We start from the raw sequence: 17086 nt of genomic DNA on the forward strand, positions 1-17086 counted from the left end.
CCGGTCTGATGCAGTTTGACGTCGTCACGCTCTTTCCCGAGATGTTTCGGGCGCTGACCGAATGGGGCGTCACCAGCCGGGCGCTGAAGCAGTCTCGCTACGACTTGCGGTTCTGGAATCCGCGCGATTTCACGCACAACAACTATCGTACGGTCGACGATCGTCCTTACGGTGGTGGCCCGGGCATGGTTATGCTGGCCAAACCGCTGGATGATGCGATCGCCGCCGCGAAAGCGGCGCAGGCCGGAGCGGGCGTTGCGCGCGGCAGAGTGTTGCTGATGTCGCCGCAGGGCAAGCCGCTGACGCACCGCCGCGTGGTGGAGTTGAGTGAGCAGGAACAGGGCCTGATTCTGCTGTGCGGACGTTACGAAGCGATCGATCAGCGCCTGATCGATCGTGTCGTGGACGAAGAGATCAGCCTTGGCGATTTCGTCCTCTCGGGTGGTGAATTGCCCGCGATGGCGCTGATGGATTCGCTGATCCGGTTGCTGCCGGGCGCGCTGAACGATGCGCAGTCGGCCGAGCAGGACAGTTTCGTGAACGGCCTGCTCGACTGCCCGCATTACACCCGGCCCGAAGAGTACGAAGGTGTGCGCGTGCCCGACGTGTTGTTAGGCGGGCATCACGCAGAGATCGAAAAATGGCGGCGCCGCGAGGCGTTGACCAACACCTGGCGCAAGCGCCCCGACCTGATCGAGAGCGCGCGTGCCAACGGATTGCTCAGCCGGGCCGATGAGGCGTGGCTGGCAAGCCTGAAGGCCGACTCGTCGGCCAAGTAGGGCAACGGATGCCGTCATGGGGACGGCATTCGGTTTGAACCCATCCTCTGTCGGGGCCGGCATGCCGGTATAAAACGCCGATACGATGGCACAAGGAGTGGTAAATGAATCTGATCCAAAAGATCGAGCAGGAAGAAATCGCGCGTCTGACCGCGAACAAGACGATCCCTGAATTCGCCCCTGGCGACACCGTGGTCGTCAACGTGAACGTGGTGGAAGGTAACCGCAAGCGTGTGCAGGCCTACGAAGGCGTCGTGATCGCCAAGCGTAACCGCGGTCTGAACTCGGCGTTCATCGTTCGCAAGATTTCGTCGGGTGAAGGCGTTGAGCGTACGTTCCAGACGTACTCGCCGCTGATCGCCAGCATCGAAGTCAAGCGTCGTGGTGACGTTCGTCGCGCGAAGCTGTACTACCTGCGCGAGCGTTCGGGCAAGTCGGCACGTATCAAGGAAAAGCTCACGTTCAAGAGCAAGACCGCTGCTGCTGCCGAGTAAGTCGGACGCCGCTGCGCCCCGGCGACCTCGTGGCCGGGCGCAGCAAAGCCGCATGGAAAAAGCACCCTTCGGGGTGCTTTTTTCGTATTCGCGGCAAACGTTTTACGTCTTGCGGCGCTGCGTCATGAGCGTTGCATCGCACGAATTGGAGTGAGATTCGGTTTTTCTTCGCGTGTACGCATTTTCGTCTTCCTCGCTAAAATAGCGAAGTCCCCGATACTTCCAAGGTCTACGTGGCGCCACCTCTTATCCTGCATCCTGAAGCGTTACCCATCGTCTCGACAGGCGAGGGGGAGCCCTCGGTGCCGGCGGAGCGGCTCACGCCCGACGCGTTGCGAGACCGGCTTGCCCATCCGCCGATCTGGACACCGGATGCGAATATCGCAGAAGTCGTTCCCACCGCACTCTTCACGCCGCGTGCCGCGGCGGTGCTCATGCCGCTCGTCATGCGCCCGCAGGGAACGACGGTCCTGTTTACCCAACGCACGCAGCATCTGAGCACGCACGCGGGGCAGGTCAGTTTTCCAGGAGGCAGTCGCGAACCTGACGACCCGACGCCGATTGCCACCGCGCTGCGCGAATCACGCGAAGAGATTGGGCTGGATTCGGGTGTCGTCGAGGTCATTGGGCGTTTGCCGGACTACGTCACCAGGACCGGGTTTCGCGTCGCGCCCGTCATTGGACTCCTCAAGCCGCCATTCGACCTTGTGGCCGACACCGGCGAGGTGGCCGAGATCTTCGAGGTGCCGCTCGAATTCCTGATGAACCCCACGAACCATCAGGTGCGTCTCTTCCACTATCAGATGGGCGAGCGCCGGTTCTACTCAATGCCTTACCCCAAGCCAGCCGGAGGCGAGTATTTCATCTGGGGCGCGACGGCCGCCATGCTCCGAAATTTCTATCAGCTGTTGCGGGCCTGACGCGACGTACGGATCGAACGCGCAAGATGTCCGCTTGAACCGGCGGGCATACGCGCCGCGAAGGCGCACAGGGCGGGCATTTGCGAGAAGCTGTGCTATCGTTACACCATTCCGTCCGATGATCTGATCGCACGCATGACATTCTTTTCGGTACTCCTCGCGCTGATCCTCGAGCAGGTGCGTGCCCTCTCCACGCAAAACCCGATCTACAACCTGATTCGCTCCCACGCGGCCCACACTTCGCAGACGTTCGATGCCGGACAGCCTCGTCATGGTGTGCTCGCATGGCTCGTCGTCGTCCTGCCGTTCGTGCTGGGTGTCGGCGTTATCTATTTCCTGCTGATGCGGGTCAACATTTTCCTGGGCTTCGCATGGAACGTTCTCATCGTCTACCTGACGATGGGCTTCCGCCAGTTCAGTCACTATTTCACCGATATTCACGTCGCCTTGAACAACGACAAGGTGAACGAGGCGCGTGGGATCCTGCGTCAGTGGATCGGCATCGACACTGTCGACATGCCGGTCGACGAGATCGTGCGCCACACGCTGCTGCATGCGGTCATCGCGTCGCATCGCCACGTTTTCGGCGTATTTTTCTGGTTCCTGATGCCGATCGGCCCTGCGGGCGCCGTCCTCTATCGTCTTGCCGAATACCTGTCGCGCCGCTGGACGGAAGCGGCGCCGGACCGCAGTCCGGGCTTCGGCGCGTTCGCGCGCAAGGCGTTCTATGTGATCGACTGGGTGCCGGCCCGGCTGACCGCCATCGGCTTTGCTATCGTCGGCAACTTCGAAGACGCCATCTACGCGTGGCGTCACTACGCCAAGCAATGGCCGAACGAGAACGAAGGCATTCTGCTCGCTGCCGGCAGCGGCGCATTGGGCGCACGTCTCACGGGGCCGTTGGCGGAGGTGTCGAGTATCGACGCCCTCAATCAAGGCGACGATGCCGTCCTGCCCGTCGGCAGTGAATGCACGCCGCGCACCCTCCAGGCGGCCGTTGGCTTGGTCTGGCGCGCGGTGCTGCTGTGGATGCTGCTGCTCCTGCTCCTCACGCTGGCTGTCTGGCTCGGCTGATGGCCCGACTGGCGAGGCATTCGCATACGAATAGCAAAAACCCCGCTGCTGCGGGGTTTTTTCATGATTGGCACGGCGAGGACGCTTCGCCTTAGTAGGGAATTTGTTGCTCGGACTCGTGCACAAGTTGGGCATAGAGTGCATGGCGTTGTGCAGAGATCCGCCCATCGGCCACCGCCTCAAGGATGGCGCAGCCGGGCTCTTTCAGATGATGGCAGTTGTAGAAGCGGCAACCGGTCAGCAGTGGACGGAACTCCGGGAACGCCCGCTCCAGCGCGCCTTCCTTGAGATGGTGCAGTCCGAATTCCTGAAAGCCTGGCGAATCGATCAGCAGGCCGCCTTCGGGCAGATGGAAGATGCGGGTGAAGGTCGTCGTGTGCTTGCCGGAATTGAGCACCGTCGAGATTTCGCGGGTCGCGGCGTCGGCATTCGGCACCAGCAGGTTCACGAGGCTCGATTTCCCCATCCCCGATTGCCCGAGCAGCAACGACGCCTGGTGCGCCAGACGCGGTTGCAGCAACGCCGTCGCCGCTGCCGGATCGGCGCGCACAGACAACTCCAGCACCTCATAGCCCAGCGCGCGATAGGGCGCCAGCCGTTCGCGAGCGGCCGGCACGGCATGCGCCACGTCCGTCTTGTTGAGCACGATGAGGGGGCGCAGTTCGTTGGCTTCCGCGGCAACGAGCGCTCGGCCCAGCAGGTCTTCGCTGAAGTACGGCTCCGTCGCCAGCATGATCACCAACTGGTCGATGTTCGCGGCAAAGAGCTTGCTCTTGAACTGATCGGAGCGATACAGCAGATTGCGCCGGGGCAGGATCTCCTCGATCACGCCCTGATCGCCCGTACGCGCCCATTGGACTTCGTCGCCGACGGCGATTTCACTCTTCTTGCCGCGGGGAAAGCACAGCACGGTCTCGCCATCGTCCGCTTCCACGACGTAGTGGCGACCGTGCGCTGCCGTCACGCGCCCGTGGCGGCGCGCTTCCTGCGCGGTTGCGGCAACCGGCGACATCTTGCCCTTCACACCGCGCTTCATGCGTGCCCCAGCAAACGATCGATGCGCTGGGACGCAGGCGGATGCGAATAGTAGAACGCCGTGTAGACCGGGTCGGGCGTGAGTGTCGAGGCGTTGTCCTGATACAGCTTGACGAGCGCATTGACGAGGTCGCTCGCCTGCGTCTGGCTGGCGGCGAAGGCGTCGGCCTCGAACTCATGCTGGCGGGAGCTCAGGCTGCCCAGCGGGCTGGCGAAGAAGCCGAACACCGGCAGAACGAGGAAGAACAACACCAATGCCAACGCGTTGTTGCTGCCGGTCATCGATGGCATCACGCCAAGGTCGGTATAGAACCACGTGCGGCCTGCGAGCCAGCCCAATAGTTGGAGAAACGCGAGCGACAGCGCGAACGCGACGGCCAAGCGCTTGGTAATGTGATGACGTTTGAAATGCCCCAGCTCGTGAGCGAGCACGGCCTCGATTTCGGCGGGCGAGAGTCGTTCGATCAGCGTGTCGAAGAAGACGATGCGTTTCGCACGGCCGAAGCCGCTGAAATACGCGTTGCCGTGTGCCGAGCGCTTCGACCCGTCCATCACGAACAGGCCGCGCGCCGCGAAGCCGCAACGTTGCATCAGGCCCTCGATGCGTTGTGCCAGAGAGGCGTCCGAGAGTGGCTCGAACTTGTTGAACATCGGTGCAATGACGTGCGGAAAAATGAATTGCACGAACAGGTTGAACGCCACCCAGACCACCCATGTGTAGAGCCACCATAGCGGCCCGGCGCGGTCCATCAGCCACAGCACGACAAACAGCAGCGGCAAGCCGAGCACGGTCCCCACGGCCGTGCCCTTGATCAGATCCGCAATGAACAGCCCGAGCGACATCCGGTTGAAGCCGAAGCGCTGTTCGATCACGAACTGGCGGATGTAGGTGAACGGCAGATCCACGATGCCGGAGATCAGCAGCACGGCGCCGATCAGGACGATCTGGCCGAGGTAGCCTTCACCGAGCCACTCCGAAATGCCGATGTGCAGCACGTTCAGGCCACCGAGCAACGTGAAGGCGACGAGCAGTACGGCCTGAGCAAAGATCTCGGCCATGCCCAATCGCGTGCGCGCGACCGTGTAGTCGGCGGCGCGCTGATGGTCGGTCAGCGTGATCGTATCGGCGAACCGTGCGGGGACGGTGGCCCGGTGCGCAACCACGTGGCGGACCTGGCGAGCGGCCAGCCAAAGCTTGGTCATGACCATCGCCAGCAGGAAGATCACGAAGAGATAGGTGAACATGCGCTTAAGAAGAATCCGAAGTATGCGAGAATTATAAGTTCTTTCGACCGGCCAGGCGCCTTGTGGCCGTCCACCGACGCGTTTTCCAGAGTCCTCCGATCATGTCCGCCATTCCATCCCAAAATTCCACCCAAGCCGAAAGCGAACTGACGCTCGCACGCGCCGAGTTCAATCTGGTCTGGCTCGATATGGAAATGACGGGTCTGCAGCCCGACACCGACCGGATCATCGAAGTGGCGGTCGTCGTCACCGACTCCGCGCTCACGCGTCGTATCGAAGGCCCGGTCTTCGCCATCCATCAGTCGGACGCCGTGCTCGACGGCATGGACGACTGGAACAAATCGACGCACGGTCGCTCGGGGCTCATTGATCGCGTGAAGGCGTCGACGGTGGACGAGGCGTCGGCCGAAGCGCAGTTGATCGCGTTTCTGTCCCAATACGTACCGCCCAACAAGTCGCCGATGTGCGGCAACTCGATCTGTCAGGATCGCCGCTTCATGGCGCGTCATATGCCGAAGCTCGAGGCGTTCTTCCACTATCGCAATCTGGATGTGAGCACGCTCAAGGAGTTGTGCCGCCGTTGGGAGCCGACGGTCTACAAGGGCTTCACGAAGCGTGCTGCCCACACGGCATTGGCCGATATTCACGAGTCCATCGACGAGCTCGTGTATTACCGCGAGCACTTCCTCAAGACGTCCGTGCCGGGTGGGCCCGACGCCGGCGCGCCCGTCGTGACGGCCTGACTCGGCAGGCGCGCGGGGGCAGTGCTGACCTCGCGCCTGTCCGCCAAACGAAAAACGCCAGCGACGTTTGCGCTGGCGTTTTTCGTTGTGCAAGGCTCACAGCCTCGCGTTGCGAGGGCTTGCGAGCGGGGGCTCAAGCAGCCGGCTTTGACGCACGAATCGCGCTCTTGGGCCGGAACGCCTTGCATACGGCGTCGTCCGTCTCGATGTAAGGCCCGCCAATCAGATCGATGCAGTACGGCACGGCGGCAAAAATGCCCGGCACGATCGATTTTCCGTCGGCATCGCGCAAGCCTTCGAGCGTTTCCTTGATCGACTTCGGTTGTCCCGGCAGGTTGATGATCAGAGCCGCATGCTCGGCCGTTTCGCGGATGACGGCCACCTGACGCGACAGGATTGCCGTCGGCACGAAGCGCAGACTGATCTGACGCATCTGCTCCCCGAAGCCCGGCATTTCCTTGGTGCCCGCGCGAAGTGTGGCTTCCGGTGTGACGTCCCGGCGCGCCGGACCCGTACCGCCGGTGGTGAGCACCAGATCGCACTGCATCGTGTCGACGAGTTCGATCAGCGTGGCGGTGATGCCGTCGGCGTCGTCGGGAATCAGGCGCGTCTCGGCGACCCATGGCGTGGTGAGCGTGCTGCCAAGCCACGCCTGCAGGGCCGGGATGCCCTGGTCTTCGTACGTGCCCTGGCTCGCGCGGTCGCTGATCGATACGAGGCCGACGCGAAGTTCGTCCGGATGTGAGCGCGCAACCATCAGTCTTCCTCGCGGGTTGGGAATTCGGGCAGATCGCTATCGGCGTCTTCCGAAGTTTCGGCGCTCGCGGGGGCGCTCACGAGCAGGTCCTTGAGGGCCTGAAACAGCTCGCGGAAGGCCTTGGGCGGTTTCTGAGCCGCTTGCTCGCGGCGCGCGTTGCGAATGAGCGTGCGCAATTGCTGGGCATCGGCTTGCGGATGTTGCGCCAGCAACTCGGTAAGCGCCTCATCCTTGGCCATGAGGCGTTCGCGCCAGCGCTCGAGCGAGTGGAGCTTGGCGGTTTCCGCTTTCGAGACGCCCTTGATGGCATCCAGTGCGCGGCGAATCGCTTCGACTTCCGACTCGTGCAGCGTGCGCATTTGCTTGCCCACGTACTGCAACTGGCGGCGTCGGCCCTCGTGGGCGGTGATCTTGCGGCAGTCGCGAACCGCCTGTTCGAGATTTTCGGGCATCGGCACGCGGGCGAGCGCGTCCTTGGCCAGATTGACCAGTTCTTCGCCCAGATCCTGCAAGGCGTGGGATTCTCGCTTGCGCTGGGATTTGCTCGGGCCTTCGTCGGAAAGCTCGCTGTGGGCGATACGGTTAAAGCGTTGAATGTGCGTCATGGGCGCTATTGTAACGCGGCGCGCGGCGGGCAAATAGTTGCCGAGCGCCCGCACGACAGCGAGTAAGTCGCGCTAAGATGGCGGTTCCTATTCAGCTATTGACTCAATCGCGCCGATGTCCCAAGCGACCCAGCACTTCACGCATACCCAGGACCAACTCAAGGAAATCGTCAGCGACGTACTGCAGTACGCCCGTTCGCTCGGCGCCACCGATGCGGCGGCCGAGATTTCAGAGGGCGACGGCCTGTCGGTCTCGGTGCGGCGCGGCAAGGTCGAGACGATCGAACGCAACCGCGACAAGCTCGTGGGCGTGACGGTCTTCATCGGCCAGCGTCGCGGCAACGCCAGCACGTCGGACTTTTCGCGCAAGGCGCTGCACGACACCGTCGACGCCGCCTACAACATCGCCCGCTTCACCGCGGAAGACGATTGCGCCGGGCTGGCCGAGACGGAACTGCTGGAAATGCATCCCCAGGAGCTGTCGCTGTTTCATCCGTGGCGCATCGGCGCGGACGACGCCGTCGAGCTGGCGCGCCGCGCCGAGAAGGCGGCGCTCGACGTGAGTCCGCTCATCCGCAACTCGGAAGGCGCAAGCGTGTCGGCGCAACACTCGCAATTCATGCTGGGTACGACGCGCGGTTTCCTCTCCGGCTATCCGTATTCCCGTCACTACCTGTCCGTTTCGCCGATCGCGGGCTCGGGCAGCCACATGCAACGCGACGACTGGTATTCGTCCAAGCGCGCGGCCGAAGACCTGGCTTCGCCCGAATCGATCGGTCGGTACGCCGCCGAGCGTGCGCTGGCCCGCCTGCATGCCCGCAAGCTCTCCACGCGCAAGTGCGCCGTTCTGTTCGAGGCCCCGCTGGCGGCCGGCCTGCTGGGCGCGTTCGTGCAGGGGGTGAGCGGTGGGGCGCTGTACCGCAAGGCGACATTCCTTGTTGACAGCCTCGGCAAGCCGGTGTTTGCCGACCACGTCGGCATCCATGAGGATCCGCACGTGTTGCGAGCCATGGGCAGCGCGCCATACGACGAAGAGGGCGTGAAGACGCGCGCCCGCGACGTGGTAAGCGACGGCGTGGTGCAGGGCTATTTCCTCTCGACCTACTCGGCACGCAAGCTCGGCATGCAGACGACGGGCAACGCCGGCGGCTCGCACAACCTTCGCATGTACAGCAAGCTGACCGCGCCGGGCGACGACTTCCGCGCCATGCTGCGCAAGCTGGGTACGGGCCTGCTCGTGACCGAACTGATGGGGCAGGGCGTGAACTATGTGACGGGCGACTACTCGCGCGGTGCGTCGGGCTTCTGGGTGGAAAACGGCGAGATTCAGTACCCGGTCGAGGAAATCACGCTCGCGGGCAACCTGAACGACATGTTCCGCCAGATCGTCGCCATCGGCGCCGACACGCTCGTGCGCGGGACCAAGGAGGTCGGGTCAATCCTGATTGAACAAATGACCATTGCCGGTCATTGATGCTGCGAAAAGCCGTTATGACGCCATAATCGCGTTGCATTTATGCGCCATGACGGGGTGAAAACCCTTTTGTCGTGTCCGATGCAGGCAGTTTGCGTTATGCTTAGGAGTTTTCTTAAGCCGTGGCTTAAGAACCGACACGGTAGTTAGGGTAATGGGCGCGCTCATAAGGCGCGCCTTCTCATAACTAGAGACTAGGTATTGGAGGAAGAGGACTCATGAAAAGCACCATGACCAAGTTGCTGTGCGCACTTGTCGCTACGGGGATGGTGGCTGCGGCACACGCGGCCGATCTGAAGATCGGCGTGGCCGAGGCACTGTCGGGCGGTGCTGCGCAGTATGGCGCAGCCATCAAGAACGGTTTCCAGCTCGCGGCTGACGAAATCAACGCCGCCGGCGGCATCAACGGCAACAAGCTCGTGCTTCAGGTCGAAGACGAGCAGGGCAAGAAGGAAGAGGCGATCAACGTTTTCAAGAAGCTGATCTTCCAGGACAAGGTGCTCATGGTGTTCGGTCCGACGCTGTCCAACTCGGCCCAGGCGGCCGACCCGATCGCTCAGGCGGGCAAGACGGTGGCTTTCGGCACGTCGAATACGGCTGACGGCATCACGTCGATCGGCGACTTCATCTTCCGCAATTCGGTGACCGAAGCCGACGTGCTGCCCGAGACCATCAAGGTTGCGGCCAAGCATACGGGCATCAAGAAGGTCGCGGTGCTGTACGGTAACGACGACGTGTTCACCAAGAGCGGCTACGACAACTTCAAGAAGGCGCTCGAGGACCTGAAGATCCCGGTCACGACGACCGAAACGTTCGCCAAGGGCGACGTGGACTTCAAGGCGCAGCTCACGAAGATCAAGGCGACCAACCCGGACGCCATCGTGCTCTCGGCACTGATTGCGGAAGGCGCGCCGATCATGGTGCAGGCTCGCCAGTTGGGCATCAACGTGCCGTTCATCGGCGGCAACGGCATGAACTCGGTGAAGGTGTTCGACCTGGCCAAGGGCAGCTCGGACGGCCTGTGGGTGGGCAGCCCGTGGTCGATCGAGAACAACACGCCGGCCAACACGAAGTTCATCGGTGCTTACAAGGCGAAGTACAACGTGGCGCCTGACCAGTTCGCCGCGCAAGCCTACGACGCCATGTATATCGCGGCCAGCGCGATCAAGAACGTGAAGATCTCGGGTAACCTCGAGGCCGATCGCAAGGCACTGCGCGACGCGCTGCCGAAGGTCAAGCATGACGGCGCGACCGGTGCGTTCGCCTTCCGTCAGGCGACGGGCAAGAACGGCAAGCCGGCCGGCTACGACGCGCAGCAAGCGCCGATCGTCAGCGTGACGAAGGGCGGCAAGTACGTCATCGAGAAGTAAGCAGCCCGGCAGTACTTGAAGAAGTCCGCATGGGCGTAGGGCCGAAAGGCGCTACGCCCATCGGCGTTTCTGGCGCATGCCGCGTCCCCGCGCGGTGCGCGCCTCCGTCCCTCAGGCTGGAATACACACCATGCTGGAACAGCAACTCGTCAACGCGCTCTCCCTTGGGTGCGTGTACGCCTTGTTCGCGCTCGGGTTCACACTCGTGTTCGGCATTCTCGGCGTCATCAATCTCTCGCACGGCGCGGTTTTCATGGTCGGCGCCTACGCCGCCCTGCAAGCCGTCGTCCGTTTGCATCTGCCGCTGTGGGCCGCCATCGTCGTGGCCGTCGTCGCGGCCGGCCTGCTTGGTCTCGTCATCGACGTGCTGGTGCTCAAACCGTTGCGCAAGCGCGGTGCGCCTCACCTGATTCCGATGATCGCCACCATCGGCGTGGGCATTCTGCTCAACAACGGTGTGCAGGGCATCTTCGGTGCCGAGAACCTGCGCTTTCCGTACGACGTCGTCTCGCAGGACACCATCACGGTGGCCGGCGTACACATGACGGTGCTCGAGCTCGCGATCATCTTCATCTCGTTCGCGCTCATGGCCGTGCTGATCACCACGATCAAGAAGACGCAGCTCGGCCGCGCCTTGCGCGCCATCGCCGAGTCGCCCAAGGCAGCCTACCTGCTCGGGATCAACGTCGAAGGCCTGTTCCTGGCGACGTCGTTCGCGGCGGCCGGGCTGGGCGGCATGGCCGGTGTGCTGATCGGGCTGTATTCCAACGCGGTATTCCCGCTCATGGGGCAGCCGATGCTGCACAAGGGCATTGCCGTGATCATTCTCGGCGGCATGGGCGATATTCGCGGCGCGATGATCGGCGGGCTGTTCCTGGGCTTTGCCGAGGTGCTGTCGGTGGCTTACATCGGCTCGAACATGCGCGACGCCGTGGCGTTCGGCCTGCTGTTCCTGATCCTGCTGGTGCGTCCGCAGGGGTTGTTCGGCAAAGTGCTCGAACGCAAAGCGTAATCACGGGGGCGCAATGGACTGGTTCAATAATTTCTGGGCGGTTTACAGCAATCTGGTGCTCACACTCGGCACCAACGCGCTGCTGGCCCTGTCGATTTACCTCACGCTCTCGTGCGGCATGCTGGCGATGGCCAATGCGGCGTTCATGGGCATCGGCGCCTATACCGCCGCGCTGCTCACGATGAACTACGAGATGCCGTTCGCCGTGTCGCTTGCGGGGGGCATGGCCGCACCGGCGCTCATCGCGTTCATCATCGGCAAGCCGACGCTGCGTTTGTCGGGGGTGTATCTCGCGATGGCGACGCTCGGTTTCGGTGAAGTCGTGCGCGTGCTGATCCTGAACACCGAAGACCTGACGGGGGGGGCGCTCGGTCTGAACGGCATTCCGCAACTCACGCAGTGGTGGCATGTGGCGGGCGCGGTGGTGATCACACTGGCCGTGTTGTGGCGTCTGCGCCGCTCGAAGATCGGCCGCGCCTTCGAGGCCATCAAGGAAGACGAGACGGCGGCGGGCCTCATGGGCATCAATGTCACGGGCTACAAGATGCTGGCGTTCGTGCTCGGCGCCGTGCTTGCGGGTCTGGCGGGTGCGCTCAACGCGCATCTGACGTTTTTCATCGGGCCGAACGAGTTCGGTTTCGACCGTGGCGTCGAGATTCTGACGATGGCAATTCTCGGTGGTATCAACGGTTTGGTGGGCCCGGTGCTCGGCAGCACGATTCTCACGTTGCTGCCCGAGTTGCTGCGCGCGTTCAACGACTTCCGTCTTGTGGTCAACGGCCTGATCCTGGTGCTGATCGTGCTGTTCCTGCCCAAGGGCATCTGGGATCCGATGCGCTTTCGCCGTTGGTTCCGGACCGGCAAGACGCGTTCGGCCTCTTCCTCGTAAGCGGACGGAGGATACGACATGCTCAAGCTTTCCAATATTTCCAAACGATTCGGCGGTCTGCACGTTCTGCAGGACGTGAATATCGAAGTGCCGCAGGGCACGATCTTCGGGCTGATTGGCCCGAACGGCGCCGGCAAGACGACCGTCTTCAACCTGATCACGGGGTTGTTGCAGCCGACCGGCGGCGGCATCACGTTCGACGGCGAGAGCCTGGTGGGACAGAAGCCGCACCGGATCACCCAGCGCGGCATTGCGCGCACGTTTCAGAACATCCGCATCTTCAAGGAGATGACGCTGATCGAGAACGTGGTGGTCGGCATGCATCGCCACCTGACGTACGGTCCGGCGGGGTTGCTGCTTTCGCTGCCGGGCTTTCGCGACATGGAGAAGCGGTCGCGCGAGCGGGCTCACGAACTGTTGTCGTGGGTGAAGCTCGATCACAAGGCGTATGACGTTGCCGACAACCTCTCGTATGGTGACCAGCGCAAGCTCGAACTGGCGCGTGCGCTGGCGACCGAGCCCAAGCTGCTGTTGCTCGACGAGCCGGTGGCCGGCATGAACACGGGCGAGAAGGTCGATCTCATGAGCGAGATCGAGAACATCAAGGCACGTGGTTACACGATCTTCATGATCGAGCACGACATGCGTTTCGTGATGGGCTTGTGCGAGCGAATCGCGGTGCTGAACTTCGGCAAGATCATTGCCGAGGGCAGGCCCGACGAGATCAAGCACAACCCGCAGGTGATCGAGGCCTATCTGGGCCGCGACGACGATGATGATGATGCGGCTGCACTGGCAGTCGGCGCGGAGGACAAGGCATGAGCGCGCTGCTCGAAGTGAAGGGCCTGAAGGTGGCCTACGGGCATATCGAGGCCGTGAAGGGCGTGGACTTTTCGTTGCGCGAGCACGAAATCACGTCACTCGTCGGGGCCAACGGTGCAGGCAAGTCGACGACGTTGCTCGCGCTGTCCGGCCTCATCAAGAAGCAGGCGGGGACGATTCTTTTCGAAGGCGAAGATATCGGCGGGCTGACACCGAACAGGATCGTGCAGCGCGGGCTGGTGCAGGTCGCGGAGGGGCGGGCGACGCTCACGACCATGTCGGTGCGAGAGAACCTCGAGCTCGGCGCGTACACGCGGCGAGATCGTCAGAACGTGAAGCCGGACTTCGACAAGGTGCTGGAGCGGTTCCCGCGGCTGGCGGAGCGTCTGGACCAGATGGCCGGGAACCTCTCGGGGGGCGAGCAGCAGATGCTGGCGATCGGCCGGGCGTTGATGGCGCGTCCGCGTCTGTTGTTGCTCGACGAGCCGTCGATGGGGCTGGCACCGATCATCGTGCAGGGCATTTTCCACACGCTCAAGGAAATCAATGCCGACGGACTGACGATTTTCCTGGTCGAGCAGAACGTGCGTCAGGCATTGAAGATCGCGCAGCACGGCTACGTGCTGGAGACCGGCAAAGTCGTGTTGGACGACACGGGCCGGAATCTGCTGGGGAACCCGAGAGTGCTGGAGGCGTATTTGGGCGGTTGAAGTCGCCTCGGGAGGTGGCGTCCGCCGATGGGCCCGGGCTTCGCCCACCGCTGCCGACCAGCCGTCAATCCATGGACGCCCGGACGATGCGCGCCGATCCGTTCCGAAAGGACGGTCGGCGCGTTTTTTTTGTGAAAAGGGCGGTGTCGTCGCAGGCCACAGCGACGACACAACCGAGGCTGCTCGCAGGTTGGCACATCCCTCGGCACCCCAAAGCCTCCGGCCGGAGCCCGCCCATTTTGGCTGTTGGCATTCGTTATAAATTGGTGCATTCTTCTTACATCGCTAGTCCCGGCAGGTACGCCAATGTGCCTCGCCACCGAGTGTCGACTCACTACAACCAACACCAGGACACCGACCCGCGACGGGCTGAAGGAGTCTCATGGACGGCTTTCTGATGGAGCGTGCCTCCCAGGGGCAGCGGGCGTTGGCCGGTTGCCTGGCGCTTGCCATCCTTGCGATCTTGATCCTGTCGGCGCCGCGGGCAACATTGGTGCTGCCCGCCGTCGTACCCTTCCTGCCCATGTGCGGGCTGACGGTCTTCACCACCGCGATCATCGCCTCCTTCCTTCTGGCGGCTCAGTTTCAAGTGAGTCGTCTGCCGGTTTTCGGCCTGCTCGCCGGCGCCTATGCCTTCACGGCGCTCACGGTCGCCATGCAATTGCTGACGTTCCCCGGTCTGTTCGCCCCGCAAGGCCTATTCGGCGCCTTCCCGACGACCTCAGGCTGGATCTGGGTCTTCTGGCACGCTGGATTCCCGGTGCTGGTGCTTGTCGCAATGCTCGCCCGCCATCGCTTCACGCCGCAGACGGTGGCGCAACTCCCGCTGGCCGGCCGCGCGACGTGGCTCTTCGTCGGGCTGCCGCTCGTCGCCGGCATGCTGCTTTGTGTCACGGCCCTGGCCGTGCCGCTCCCTCCCGCTCTGACCCCGGCCACGGCGCCGGGAGACTTCTCAGATAGCGGGGCGGCCCTTGTCCTGCTCGCACTCAACCTCGCCGCGCTGGGCGCCGTGCTTTCGCTGGGCCGCCTGCGCACCGTGCTCGATCTTTGGGTCGCGCTCGCCGTGCTCGCCTGCGTGACCGATACGGTGCTCAGTCTGATGAGCACCGTGCGGTTTTCCTTGGGCTGGTATTTCGCGCGGGTGTTCAGCATGTCGACGCCGGGGGTGCTCGTGTGCGTCCTCGTCTGGGAAGTCACGCGGCTTTATCGAGAACTGACGCGCGCCCATCTGCGCCTGATCGAGTACAGCAATCGCGACTCGCTCACGGGCATTTTCAACCGCCGCTATTTCAACGACCGGTTCCCGCGGGAATTCGAGCAGGCGCGCCGCTCGGGGCTGCCGCTCTCGCTGCTGATGATCGACGTCGATAACTTCAAGCGGTTCAACGACGAATATGGGCATCCCGCCGGCGACGAATGTCTCGAGCAGGTCGCACTCGCGCTCATGCGCTCCACGCATCGGCCGGCCGATCTGGTCGCGCGTTACGGCGGGGAAGAGTTCGTGATCGTGTTGCCGGACACCGGTGTGGACGGCGCGACGTTCGTCGCCACGCGGGTCGTCGACAGCGTTCGGGAATTGAAGCGCACGGGACCCGGGCCGCATGGCTACGTGACCGTGAGCGTGGGGTGCGCCACGCATATCCCGCAACAAGGCGCGATAGACGATACGTCGGAGCGGTTGATTGCGCAGGCGGACGAGGCGTTGTATGCGGCCAAGCGCCTCGGGCGCGATCGCGTGCATGTCTCGACGCAGGCGGCGCACGAGACCCTCGTGCCGCGTGTGGACGCGAGCGCCTGATCCGGCAATCCGGCAGATCATCGGTCGTCGAAACCGGCCCCGGAAAAGACAAGGCGTGCCGGAGCACGCCATCCTTCAAATCCGTTCGTAAGTCACGAACGCATAATCGAAGTCGTTCGGGGGGGGCGAGTGGTGTGTCTCGCGCGTCGTCTCGCGCCACTGCTCGGGAGGCAGCGCGGGAAAGTGCGCGTCGCCTTCGAACGCCTTCGCGATCTCGGTGACGATCACCTTGTCCGCGCTCGCGAGCGCTTCCGCATACAACTGCGCACCGCCGATCAGGCAGATTTCCTCGACGCCGACGCACGACCGCATGGCATCGATGAGCGAGCCCGCGACTTCGCAGCCTTCGATCCTGAGGTCGGGGTTGCGCGACACCACGATATTGCGTCGGCCGGGCAGTGGGCGTCCGATCGAGTCGTAGGTCTTGCGTCCCATCACGACCGGCTTGCCGAGCGTTGTGCGCTTGAAGTGCGCGAGATCCTCCGGCAGACGCCACGGCAATTGATTGTTGCGCCCGATCACACCGTTCTCGGCGCGGGCCACCACCAACGTCAGAATCGTCATACGGCCACCGGCGCCTTGATGTGCGGATGCGCTTCGTACCCGGTGATATGGAAGTCCTCGAAGCGGTAATCGAAGATGGATTCGGGCTTGCGCGCGATCTCCAGCTTCGGCAGCGGGAACGGCTCGCGTTCGAGCTGCGTGCGCACCTGCTCCAGGTGATTGTTGTACAGGTGGCAGTCGCCGCCCGTCCAGATGAAGTCGCCCACATCCAAGCCGGTCTGCTGCGCCATCATGTACGTGAGCAGCGCGTAGCTCGCAATATTGAACGGCACGCCGAGGAAGATGTCGGCGCTACGCTGATAGAGCTGGCAGGAAAGCTTGCCGTCGGCCACGTAGAACTGGAAGAGTGCGTGGCACGGCGGCAGCGCCATGCGTGGAATCTCGCCGACGTTCCAGGCGGAGACGATCAGACGGCGCGAATCGGGGGTCTTGCGAATCTGCTCGACGAGCTGGGAAATCTGGTCGATGTGGCCGCCGTCGGGGGTCGGCCACGAGCGCCACTGGGCGCCATAGACGGGGCCGAGTTCGCCTTCGGCGTTGGCCCATTCGTTCCAGATGGACACGCCGTTCTCCTGCAGATAGCGCACATTCGTGCTGCCCTGCAGGAACCAGAGAAGCTCGTGCACGATCGACTTGATGTGCACCTTCTTGGTGGTGACGAGCGGGAATCCTTCCCGCAGGTCGAAGCGCATCTGGTAGCCGAACACCGAGCGCGTGCCCGTGCCCGTGCGGTCGGTTTTGTCCGCGCCATGTTCGAGCACATGGCGCATGAAGTCGAGGTACTGTTTCATAGGC

At 63.2% G+C, this 17086-nt stretch carries 18 protein-coding genes; 12 read left to right on the plus strand and 6 right to left on the minus strand.

What is annotated here, in order from left to right; all coding sequences use genetic code 11:
• Nucleotides 1-8 precede the first annotated feature (8 nt).
• The 4 genes from trmD to RO07_RS08985 all read left to right on the plus strand — a co-directional run bounded on the left by trmD (nt 9) and on the right by RO07_RS08985 (nt 3267).
• Nucleotides 9-779, plus strand: a complete 771-nt coding sequence (gene trmD, locus RO07_RS08970) for a tRNA (guanosine(37)-N1)-methyltransferase TrmD (protein WP_039409964.1) — start codon at nt 9-11, stop codon at nt 777-779.
• 104 nt (nt 780-883) lie between these two features.
• Nucleotides 884-1273, plus strand: a complete 390-nt coding sequence (gene rplS, locus RO07_RS08975) for a 50S ribosomal protein L19 (protein WP_039409967.1) — start codon at nt 884-886, stop codon at nt 1271-1273.
• Between the two features lie 302 nt (nt 1274-1575).
• Nucleotides 1576-2193 carry a CoA pyrophosphatase gene (locus tag RO07_RS08980; protein WP_084072530.1) on the plus strand — a complete coding sequence of 206 codons (618 nt, stop codon included), beginning with the start codon at nt 1576-1578 and terminating at the stop codon, nt 2191-2193.
• A gap of 135 nt (nt 2194-2328) precedes the next feature.
• Nucleotides 2329-3267 carry a CobD/CbiB family protein gene (locus tag RO07_RS08985; protein WP_039409971.1) on the plus strand — a complete coding sequence of 313 codons (939 nt, stop codon included), beginning with the start codon at nt 2329-2331 and terminating at the stop codon, nt 3265-3267.
• 91 nt (nt 3268-3358) lie between these two features.
• On the opposite strand, the gene rsgA is transcribed toward RO07_RS08985, so the two are convergent.
• Together rsgA and RO07_RS08995 are read right to left on the minus strand one after the other, a co-directional pair.
• Complete coding sequence (gene rsgA, locus RO07_RS08990) at nt 3359-4303, minus strand: ribosome small subunit-dependent GTPase A (protein ID WP_039409975.1); 945 nt, start codon at nt 4301-4303, stop codon at nt 3359-3361.
• Nucleotides 4300-5547: a M48 family metallopeptidase gene (locus RO07_RS08995; protein WP_039409978.1), complete on the minus strand. Its 1248-nt coding sequence runs from the start codon at nt 5545-5547 to the stop codon at nt 4300-4302. The genes rsgA and RO07_RS08995 overlap by 4 nt, the downstream gene beginning before the upstream one ends.
• Nucleotides 5548-5648: 101 nt before the next feature.
• On the opposite strand from RO07_RS08995, the gene orn reads away from it, so the two are divergent.
• A complete protein-coding gene (gene orn / locus RO07_RS09000) occupies nt 5649-6290 on the plus strand; it encodes an oligoribonuclease (RefSeq protein ID WP_052267145.1) in 642 nt (213 codons plus the stop codon).
• A gap of 133 nt (nt 6291-6423) precedes the next feature.
• Here orn and mog read toward each other — a convergent pair whose 3' ends face one another.
• Both mog and yjgA read right to left on the minus strand, forming a co-directional pair.
• Nucleotides 6424-7047, minus strand: a complete 624-nt coding sequence (gene mog / locus RO07_RS09005) for a molybdopterin adenylyltransferase (RefSeq protein WP_039409979.1) — start codon at nt 7045-7047, stop codon at nt 6424-6426.
• Nucleotides 7047-7652, minus strand: coding sequence for a ribosome biogenesis factor YjgA (gene yjgA, locus RO07_RS09010; protein WP_039409982.1), 606 nt, complete (start codon nt 7650-7652; stop codon nt 7047-7049). The genes mog and yjgA overlap by 1 nt, the downstream gene beginning before the upstream one ends.
• Nucleotides 7653-7767: 115 nt before the next feature.
• Here yjgA and pmbA point away from each other — a divergent pair, with 115 nt between their 5' ends.
• The 7 genes from pmbA to RO07_RS09045 all read left to right on the plus strand — a co-directional run bounded on the left by pmbA (nt 7768) and on the right by RO07_RS09045 (nt 15727).
• Entirely contained in the window at nt 7768-9126 is a 1359-nt protein-coding gene (gene pmbA / locus RO07_RS09015) for a metalloprotease PmbA (RefSeq protein ID WP_039409984.1), read from the plus strand.
• A 218-nt stretch (nt 9127-9344) separates the two neighbouring features.
• Nucleotides 9345-10496, plus strand: coding sequence for an ABC transporter substrate-binding protein (locus tag RO07_RS09020; RefSeq protein ID WP_039409987.1), 1152 nt, complete (start codon nt 9345-9347; stop codon nt 10494-10496).
• Nucleotides 10497-10626: 130 nt separating this feature from the next.
• Entirely contained in the window at nt 10627-11508 is an 882-nt protein-coding gene (locus RO07_RS09025; protein ID WP_039409990.1) for a branched-chain amino acid ABC transporter permease, read from the plus strand.
• A gap of 13 nt (nt 11509-11521) precedes the next feature.
• Entirely contained in the window at nt 11522-12397 is an 876-nt protein-coding gene (locus RO07_RS09030) for a branched-chain amino acid ABC transporter permease (protein WP_039409992.1), read from the plus strand.
• 18 nt (nt 12398-12415) lie between these two features.
• Entirely contained in the window at nt 12416-13219 is an 804-nt protein-coding gene (locus tag RO07_RS09035) for an ABC transporter ATP-binding protein (RefSeq protein WP_039409995.1), read from the plus strand.
• The gene (locus tag RO07_RS09040) at nt 13216-13929 is read left to right on the plus strand and encodes an ABC transporter ATP-binding protein (RefSeq protein WP_039410000.1); all 714 of its coding nucleotides are present in this window, start codon (nt 13216-13218) and stop codon (nt 13927-13929) included. Before RO07_RS09035 ends, RO07_RS09040 begins: the two co-directional genes overlap by 4 nt.
• Nucleotides 13930-14311: 382 nt before the next feature.
• The gene (locus RO07_RS09045) at nt 14312-15727 is read left to right on the plus strand and encodes a sensor domain-containing diguanylate cyclase (RefSeq protein WP_052267147.1); all 1416 of its coding nucleotides are present in this window, start codon (nt 14312-14314) and stop codon (nt 15725-15727) included.
• A 75-nt stretch (nt 15728-15802) separates the two neighbouring features.
• Here the strand turns inward: RO07_RS09045 and RO07_RS09050 are convergent, their stop codons facing one another.
• Both RO07_RS09050 and RO07_RS09055 read right to left on the minus strand, forming a co-directional pair.
• Nucleotides 15803-16291: a dihydrofolate reductase gene (locus RO07_RS09050; RefSeq protein WP_039410003.1), complete on the minus strand. Its 489-nt coding sequence runs from the start codon at nt 16289-16291 to the stop codon at nt 15803-15805.
• The gene (locus RO07_RS09055) at nt 16288-17082 is read right to left on the minus strand and encodes a thymidylate synthase (protein ID WP_039410008.1); all 795 of its coding nucleotides are present in this window, start codon (nt 17080-17082) and stop codon (nt 16288-16290) included. The genes RO07_RS09050 and RO07_RS09055 overlap by 4 nt, the downstream gene beginning before the upstream one ends.
• Between the last annotated feature and the right edge of the window lie 4 nt (nt 17083-17086).

Source organism: Pandoraea pulmonicola, from assembly GCF_000815105.2.
GTDB classification, from domain to species: domain Bacteria; phylum Pseudomonadota; class Gammaproteobacteria; order Burkholderiales; family Burkholderiaceae; genus Pandoraea; species Pandoraea pulmonicola.